This window comes from Brotocaccenecus cirricatena (assembly GCF_020687045.1).
Taxonomy (GTDB): domain Bacteria; phylum Bacillota; class Clostridia; order Oscillospirales; family Oscillospiraceae; genus Vescimonas; species Vescimonas cirricatena.
This window is the reverse complement of record NZ_JAJEPW010000090.1, coordinates 1-8,195: the sequence shown is the minus strand read 5'-3', so window position 1 is coordinate 8,195 and position 8,195 is coordinate 1. Positions and strand designations below refer to the sequence as shown.

The 8,195-nt window shown below is 55.5% G+C and carries 10 protein-coding genes; 6 read left to right on the top strand and 4 right to left on the bottom strand.

The window, feature by feature from the left end:
* Positions 1 to 204, bottom strand: a 204-nt coding sequence (locus LKD37_RS16160) for a CatA-like O-acetyltransferase (RefSeq protein ID WP_302930115.1), incomplete at its 3' end; no start/stop codon positions are given.
* A gap of 86 nt (positions 205 to 290) precedes the next feature.
* Between LKD37_RS16160 and LKD37_RS16155 the strand changes: the two genes are divergently transcribed.
* The 6 genes from LKD37_RS16155 to LKD37_RS16130 all read left to right on the top strand — a co-directional run bounded on the left by LKD37_RS16155 (position 291) and on the right by LKD37_RS16130 (position 6,749).
* Entirely contained in the window at positions 291 to 2,192 is a 1,902-nt protein-coding gene (locus LKD37_RS16155) for an AAA family ATPase (RefSeq protein ID WP_302930114.1), read from the top strand.
* Positions 2,193 to 2,299: 107 nt separating this feature from the next.
* The gene (locus LKD37_RS16150; protein ID WP_097777333.1) at positions 2,300 to 2,521 is read left to right on the top strand and encodes a transposon-encoded TnpW family protein; all 222 of its coding nucleotides are present in this window, start codon (positions 2,300 to 2,302) and stop codon (positions 2,519 to 2,521) included.
* Between the two features lie 23 nt (positions 2,522 to 2,544).
* Positions 2,545 to 3,141 carry a plasmid recombination protein gene (locus tag LKD37_RS16145; RefSeq protein ID WP_349048671.1) on the top strand — a complete coding sequence of 199 codons (597 nt, stop codon included), beginning with the start codon at positions 2,545 to 2,547 and terminating at the stop codon, positions 3,139 to 3,141.
* Positions 3,142 to 3,174: 33 nt separating this feature from the next.
* A complete protein-coding gene (locus tag LKD37_RS16140; protein WP_302930113.1) occupies positions 3,175 to 3,438 on the top strand; it encodes a hypothetical protein in 264 nt (87 codons plus the stop codon).
* A gap of 153 nt (positions 3,439 to 3,591) precedes the next feature.
* Positions 3,592 to 4,602 (top strand): virulence RhuM family protein, encoded by a 1,011-nt coding sequence (locus tag LKD37_RS16135; protein ID WP_302930112.1) that lies wholly within the window; start codon positions 3,592 to 3,594, stop codon positions 4,600 to 4,602.
* Positions 4,599 to 6,749, top strand: coding sequence for a stage V sporulation T C-terminal domain-containing protein (locus tag LKD37_RS16130; RefSeq protein WP_302930111.1), 2,151 nt, complete (start codon positions 4,599 to 4,601; stop codon positions 6,747 to 6,749). The genes LKD37_RS16135 and LKD37_RS16130 overlap by 4 nt, the downstream gene beginning before the upstream one ends.
* Before the next feature lie 51 nt (positions 6,750 to 6,800).
* Here LKD37_RS16130 and LKD37_RS16125 read toward each other — a convergent pair whose 3' ends face one another.
* The 3 genes from LKD37_RS16125 to LKD37_RS16115 form a co-directional block, all read right to left on the bottom strand.
* The gene (locus tag LKD37_RS16125) at positions 6,801 to 7,124 is read right to left on the bottom strand and encodes a cupin domain-containing protein (protein WP_302930110.1); all 324 of its coding nucleotides are present in this window, start codon (positions 7,122 to 7,124) and stop codon (positions 6,801 to 6,803) included.
* 38 nt (positions 7,125 to 7,162) lie between these two features.
* A complete protein-coding gene (locus LKD37_RS16120) occupies positions 7,163 to 7,744 on the bottom strand; it encodes a helix-turn-helix domain-containing protein (protein WP_302930109.1) in 582 nt (193 codons plus the stop codon).
* 67 nt (positions 7,745 to 7,811) lie between these two features.
* A complete protein-coding gene (locus LKD37_RS16115) occupies positions 7,812 to 7,973 on the bottom strand; it encodes a hypothetical protein (RefSeq protein WP_302930108.1) in 162 nt (53 codons plus the stop codon).
* Between the last annotated feature and the right edge of the window lie 222 nt (positions 7,974 to 8,195).

Below are 8,195 nucleotides of genomic sequence, written 5' to 3'. Positions count from 1 at the left end.
GATTGCTGTTCTAAATTCAGAATGGCGGTTCACAATCGTTGTAATGTAATAAAGCATTGCTGGATATAATTTCATTTGTTTTTTCTTTATTTGTGTAATATCCACTTTAACAGTCATGCTGTATGTGCAAGGTATATTCGTAAAGTAGTGTTCAAAATACTCTTTCCGCTTCCAACTGTTTCTATCAATTTTTTCAAATACCATTTTAGTACCCTCATAAATTTCGATTACTGATTTTATTATACTTAAAAACTATGAGCAATTCAACCACAGAAAGCGAGGTATCAACCATGTATTACACCCAAGGCCAAATAGACCGAGCCAACCAAGCCGACCTTGTTTCTTTCCTGCAATCACAGGGAGAGCAGCTTACCCGCGCCGGACAGGAATACCGTTGGAAACGGCACGACAGTTTGACCGTCTGGGGCAACAAGTGGTATCGCCACAGCCAGAGCAAGGGCGGTGGCCCCGTTGATTTTGTCATGGAGTTTTTCGGCAAGAGCTTTACCGAAGCCGTGGAACTTCTCACAGGCGAAAAAGGAGCCGCCCCGCCGCCGGACAGACCAAGCCCCGCGTCCTTTTCTGACTTCCGGCTACCACCCCGCAGCACCGACAACCGTATAGCGAGGAACTACCTCACAGCCGCCCGCCGCATTGATGAAGATGTGACGGGCTTTTTCTTTTCCACCGGGGATATTTACGAGGAAGCCGCCCACCATAACGCCGTATTCGTCGGCAGAGATGAAAGCGGCATACCGCGATACGCCCATCAGCGCGGCACAGCCGGGAGCTTCCGGCTTGATGTGAAAGGCAGCGACAAAGCCTTTAATTTCTGCTACCGTGGCGAGGGCGAAAGGCTTTTTGTCTTTGAAGCCCCCGTTGACCTGTTATCTTTCCTCTGCCTGTTCAAAAAAGGCTGGCAGAAGCAAAGCTATTTGTCACTGGGCGGTGTGGGAGAAAAAGCCCTCTTACGCTTTCTCTCTGACCGTCCAGACATTCAGACGGTTTACCTCTGCCTTGACAACGACAACGCCGGAAACGACGCTTGCAGCCGCCTTGCGGAGCTTGTGCCGGAGGGCTTGACCGTCCACCGCCTTGTGCCGCTCTACAAGGACTGGAACGAGGTATTGCAGCACCGGGCAGAAATCGCGGACGGGAAGTATTTGCGTGAAGCGGTCTACGGCTTGAAAGAGCCAACCCAGGAAGAAACCGTTGAGATTATCCGCATGAGCGAGGTTGACACACAGACCGTTGAATGGCTATGGGAGCCGTATATCCCCTTTGGGAAAGTAACTATTGTGCAAGGCAATCCCGGCGAGGGAAAGACCACCTTTGCCCTACGCCTTGCCGCCGCCTGCACCACCGGGGGAACGCTGCCGGGAATGAAGCCCTTGCCGCCATTCCAAGTGATTTACCAGACCGCAGAGGACGGTTTGGGAGATACCGTCAAGCCCCGCCTTATGGAAGCCGAAGCAGACCTTGACCGCGTTCTTGTGATTGATGAAGCCAAGCGGGAACTTACCCTGTCCGACGAGCGCATAGAAAAGGCAATCACGCAGAACGGGGCGCGGCTGATTATCCTTGACCCCATACAGGCGTATATGGGCGAAAAGACCGACATGAACCGGGCAAACGAAGTGCGCCCCATGTTCCGCCGCCTTGCCGATGTTGCCGAGCGTACCGGGTGCGCCGTTATCCTTATCGGACATCTCAACAAAGCTGCCGGAGGGCAGAGCGCATACCGGGGCTTAGGTTCTATCGACTTCCGCGCCGCCGCGCGGAGCGTGCTTTTAATCGGGCGCGTGAAGCGAGAGCCGAATGTGCGCGTTATCGTCCATGACAAATCTTCCCTTGCGCCGGAGGGCAAGCCCATAGCCTTTTGCCTTGACCCCGACACAGGTTTTGAGTGGATAGGCGAATATGATATAACCGCTGATGAACTGCTATCCGGCGCGGGCGGCAACACCGCCACAAAGACCGAGCAAGCGGAAAAACTGATTTTAGACTTACTGGCAGACGGGAAAGAGCTTGCCAGTGAGGACATTGTAAAAGCCGCAGCCGAAGCCGGAATATCCGAGAGGACGGTGCAGAACGCCAAGCGCGACATGGGCGGCATTTTAGGCGCAAGGCGTGTCGGCGGTCAATGGTACAACTTCATCAAGAGGAAGCGGCCACCCGAACCCGCAAGCTGAAAGTGCAAAACGCAGACCCTTTGCACTTTGCACTTTCGCACTTTCACTATACCGACCACCGCCCCATGTGCTGACCGCATGGGGCTTTATCTTTGAAAGGAGAGCCTATGAGCAACGAAACCAACACCCGCACCGCCACCCCTACCGCATCCCCTCTGACCGCACAAGGTACACAGCAGCCCGTTATGGTAAAGAGGATTGGAAAGACAACCTATCGTGTCAAGCTGCATTTCAGCGAAACGAGCAAGGAAACGATGACCGATAAGATTAAGCGGCTTATTTTGAATGATTGTGCAAAAGAGTTTGAACAAAGCGAAAAAATTTCTTAAACACCCTTGACAAAGCGTATCAGATCATATCCGCTGTGGTACATATGGACGAGAAAACGCCCCATATGCACCTTTGCTTTGTCCCGCTGACGGAGGATGGGCGGCTCAGCGCCAAGGAAATCGTAGGCAACAAGAAGAAGCTGACGCAGTGGCAGGACCGATTTTGGGAGCACATGGTCAAGAAATACCCAGACCTGGAGCGCGGCGAGAGCGCCAGCGAAACCGGACGTGACCACATCCCGCCGCGGCTTTTCAAGGAAGCTGTTCACCTGAACCGGCGGAAGGAGCAGATTATGGCAATTCTGAACGACACCAATCCGTTCAACAAGAAAACCAAGGCGGAAGAACTGGCAGCGCTGTTGGACAAGTACATCCCCGGCGCGGAGGCCATGCGGACAAAGCTCAGAAAGTACGACGCAGCTTACAGGGAGCTGACCGCCGAAAATGCGGCGCTGGAGAAGCAGTTGGGTGCTGCCTCCAAGGAGAGCGTCCGCAAAAAGCTGGAGATCAGCCAGAAGCTGGGCGAGCTGGAGGAACTGCATCGTATGGTGGATGCCCTGCCTCCGGAGATTTTGCAGGCGGCAAAGCGGGCGGCGGCGTATAAGGCGCAGGAAAGATGAGGAAAATAAAGATATAAAGGAGGCTGGTTTTATTTGGAGATGAACGTCAGAGACGATCACAAGCTTGTTGAAATCTGGCTGACGAATGCAGAAAAAATTGACCCCGTTCTGCGGGAGGGGCTGAAAGAGATTTACGCCAAATACAAGGCGAAGAAATACATGGTCGCCGTGTTCGAGTCCGGCAAGGGCGATCTTTACGAGAACACGCGGGATCTGCTGCTCTACAACCGGCGCCGCAGCGCCGAAAAGGCCGTGCAGCAGGAGAAAAAGCAGCGAGCCGTGGGCAGGGAGCGCTGAATGATGGGCGGAGGGGAAAAATCCCTTCCGCCTTTTTCTTTTTTGCCCTTGCAAAGCTCGAAAACATCCTGTACAATATTATCTGAAATAAGATATTTGTGAAAAGATATATGTGGCTGGCACTGGCCGTCAGAGAACCGGAGGGAAAAGCAAATGGAACATGAAATGATGGAGCACAGTGAAATTCTCCTTTACAGCGATGAAAATGGAAAAGAATTTGTAAACGTTGTATTTATGGACGAAACATTCTGGCTGACGCAGGTTGGCATGGCGGAATTGTTTGACTCCAGTAAGTCCAATGTCAGCGAGCATTTGTCACACATCTTCGAGGAGGAAGAACTGGACAAAGCATCCTGCATGAGAAAATTCGGAATTTCCGAATTTTCTACGAAGCCTACCAATTTTTATAACCTTGACGCCATCATCGCCGTGGGTTACCGCGTGAACTCCAAAAAGGCCACACGCTTTCGTCAGTGGGCAACGAAGACACTGAAAGAGTACATTCAGAAGGGCTTTGTGCTGAATGACGAGCTGATGAAGAATGGCCGTCCGTTCGGCAAGGATTACTTTGATGAGCTCTTAGAGCGCATCCGGGAAATCCGCGCCAGTGAACGCCGTGCGTATCAGAAGATTGCAGATGTTTTCGAGCAGTGCAGCTACGACTACGACAAAAACAGCGAAACCACGAAAGCGTTCTATGCCTTCGTGCAGAACAAGCTGCACTATGCCGTCACCGGCATGACGGCGGCAGAGCTGATTTCCGAGCGGGCAACGCTGGACAGCCCCACCATGGGCCTGACCACATGGAAGGGTGCACCGGACGGCAAAATTCTCAAAAGCGACACGCTGGTGGCAAAAAACTACCTGAACGAAAAGGAGCTGGCCCATCTGAATCGGCTGGTCACTATGTTTATCGACTACGCCGAGTTGATGGCGGAGGATGAGCAGCTTATGAGTATGCAGGATTGGCTGGACGAAACCGACCGCTTCCTCACCAATAACCGCCGCAAGGTGCTGGATAGCAAGGGACATATCTCCCGGGAGACGGCGGCAAAGAAGGTCGGCGCAATTTACGAGGAGTTCCGCAAAAAGCAGGACGCCGAATACATCTCTGAGTTTGACCGGGAGATGGCAAAATATCTGAAGGGTGGTGAGCCAGATTGATCGAAACATTTGACATTGCGGGCTATGCCCGCATTTCCGTGGACGATGAGCAGGAGCAGAAGAACATCTCCATCGAAAACCAGAAGGCCATCATCGAAGATTATGTAAAAACCCACTTTCCCGGCAGCACGCTGACGTTTTTTGAAGACCGCGACCGCTCCGGCTACACCTTCGACCAGCGCGAGGGCTATCAGGAGCTGCGCCGGGGGTTGATGCGGCACAAATATGACATCCTCATCATCAAGGACTTTTCCCGTTTCTCCCGCCGCAATTCGCGCGGCCTCGTGGAGCTGGAAGACCTGCGCGACGCGGGCGTGCGCATCGTCTCCATCGGCGACGGCATCGACTTTCCCAATGACGACGACTGGCTGAAAATCCAGTTCCAGTTCCTTGTGAACGAAATGCCCGTCACGGACACCTCCCGCAAGGTGCGCAGCGTGGTGAAGCGGCGGCAGAACGACGGCGAGTGGATCTGCGCCGCGCCCTACGGTTACATCGTCACCGAGGGGAAGCAGTTTGAGATCATCCCCACCGAGGCGGCCACCGTCCGGCAAATCTTCGACCTTTACAACAACGCCGGTTGGGGCTACAAAAAAATCGCCAACTATCTTACCGACGAGGGCGTTCCCACGCCGCGCATGTCCGAGCGGATGCGCAAGGAGGCGGCAGGCAAGAAGACGAAGCGCGACGCCAAGAACGCGTGGGCCATCGCCACGGTGCAGGGGATTCTCGACAACGATTTCTACATTGGCACGCTCCGTCAGGGCAAATATACCCGCGCCAAGATCAACGGCAAGGACATCAAACGCAACGACGACGAGCACATTGTCATCGAGAACCACCATCAGGCCATCATCGACTACCGCACCTTCGCCATCACCCGTGCCTTGCGGGAAAAGCGCAGCCGGAACAACTATCGCGGCGTGAAGGTCAACGACAACGTGTACTCAGGATTCCTGCAGTGCGGCGACTGCGGCAGTCCGCTGTTCGCCATGAGCCGCAGCGACCTGGCCCCCGCCTACACCTGCGGAACCTATCATCGCCGGGGGCTCAAGGGCTGCACCAGCCACCATATCCGGGTGGACAAGCTGGATGAGCTGCTGAAAAGCTATGTCCGCAAGCTGGCAGAAAACTCCGCCGAAATGCTGAAGCAGCTCAACGAGGAGCTGAAGCGGGAGAACGATCAGGTAGCGGAAACGGAGCAGTCTGCGGACAATCTCGCCGCGGTGCTGGACGATCTCACCGAAGAATTGAAGGTGACGAAGCGCCAGCGCATTCGGGAAATTATGAAAAAGCCCGAGCAGGAGGCATCCATCGAGGCGCTGTATGACGAGATGGAAGACGACCTGCAAAAAAAGATCGACGGCCTCAACCACCAGATCGACCTGCTCTCTGACAAGCGCAACACCATCATTCAGGTGAACCGCGTGGCCAAGACCGCCATCGACGTGTTCCATGACATTCTGGAAAAGGACAAGCTGGAGCGGAACGACCTGGAGCTGCTGATCGGCAAAATTCTCGTCTTTGAGGATCATTTAGAAATTAAGCTCAAAACCGACATCGACACGCTGCTGCGCTGCGGCACGCTGGAGGACGCCGCAAATTTTAAGCAAGGCACGAAAAATATCGAAAGCACGCTGATCCAGTCCTCAAAGGGCCACGAGGACAAGGTTTTCCGTGTCCGTGTTATCAGTGACGGTGACCCGTTGGAGATCTACACCTCCCGGGAGGGGGAGGTCATTTTCAAGAAGTATTCCCTGCTGGGGGGACTGGAGGACTTTGCGGCGCAGTTCTGCGACGCCCTCAACCGCACCAGCGGCTTCACCGCCGCCGTCACCGACCGGGACGCCGTGATCGCCATCACCGGCGCCGGAAAGCGGGAGCTGCTGGGCAAGTCCCTGTCCGAGGCTCTGTCCCGGGTCATGGAGGAGCGCCGCATCTACTGCTGCCAGGGCGCGGACCAGCCCCTGCCCGTCACCGACGGAAACGACCGCTACACCGCCGCCGTGGCCGCGCCCATTCTCTGCGAGGGGGACGTGCTGGGCCTGGTGCTGTTCCTGTCGGCGGAGGGCCAGGTCCCCGGCGAGGGGGAGTATAAGCTGGCCCAGACCGTGTCCGCCTTCCTGGGAAAGCACATGGAATCGTGAAAACAGACCGCCGGAGGCGCTGCCTCCGGCGGTGCTTTTTCAGGACTTTTCTCAGAAGGACACGGTCAGCAGCATCTTGAAGCGCTCCTGGCCATAGACCGCGTGGGGGATGTCCTTGGGCATAATCAGGGTCTGGCCCTCATGCAGCAGGAACTCCTGCCCGCCCACAGTGAAGCGGCCGGTGCCCTCCAGTACCGTCACCATGGCGTCGCCGCCGGCGGCGTGGGTGCTGATCTCCTCGCCCTTTTCAAATGCGAACAGGGTCATGCTCATCAGCTCATTCTGCACCAGGGTGCGGCTGATGATCTGACCGGCCTGATAGTCCACCTGTTCCCGCAGCTCCAGGGCGGTCTGCTTTTCGATATTCTTATACATGATACGCTCCTCCTTGTCCCGTAGTTTGCCGGGACGTCTCATTTTTTATACACGATCCGCTGGATAAGCCGGACCGTGTTGTTGCCGACGTTTTCATAGCAATAGGGCTGACTGCCGGGGAAGGACAGGCAGTCCCGGTTCTCCAGGCGATAGGTCTCGCCGCCGGTGGTGACCTCCGCCGTTCCGGACAGGGAGGTGACATACACCCAGGAGCCGGGGACCCGGTCCGGTCCCTCATAGCGGCCGCTGATGAACAGGTCCAGCTGGAGGGACTCGCTGCGGGACTCCGGATCAAAGGGGAACAGCCGGTAGGCGATGACCTTTCCGCCGCACAGCCGCTGTCCGGCCACGTCCACCGCCCGATACAGGGCCGTAGGCGGGTCGTCGTGGCAGGCGATCAGCTGCTCCAGGGGGACGTGCAGCCCCAGGGCCACCCGGCTGAGCACTGACACCGTGGGGTTGGCCAGGCCCCGCTCGATCTGGCCCCACATGCTCTTGGACACCCCGGACAGCTCCGCCGCCCGGTCGATGCTGAGCTTCTGCGCTTTTCGGATGCGGTGGATGTTCTCCGCCACCGCCTGCTGAATGTCCATGGGCATTCCCTCCAATATCTTGAGCATTTCCGCCACTATATTACCGGATTCGGCGGCATCTGTCAAGGTCGGAACCCGAAATCAAAACCTCCGGCTAAGCCTGAGGTCTGATCTGGCCCTGTAAGGGCCTATTACTGGCAAGTCCCTCAAAGAGCACCGAATTTTCTTCACGCACATTCTCTGCCCTACCGCCCGTAAACAGGCCATCACCGTCACAGTCAAGCTTTTGTTTGTCGTTGGTTTTATTACTTGTCATGAATTAGTCTCCTTGTTTTTGTAAGTCTTGGCCGGCAAACCTTTTTCTTACTTTAACTCGGAGACTTTTTCTTGTCTACTCTTCCCCTCGCCATAGGCCTTCTGTTTCTCTCGGCAGAGCCGGGGGTTGACTTTATGAACCAAGCAAAAAAAGCGGACATCCGAAGATGTCCGCTTGTGTTGGCGCTACCTATTTTTCCGGGCCGTCTCCAGCCAAGTATCG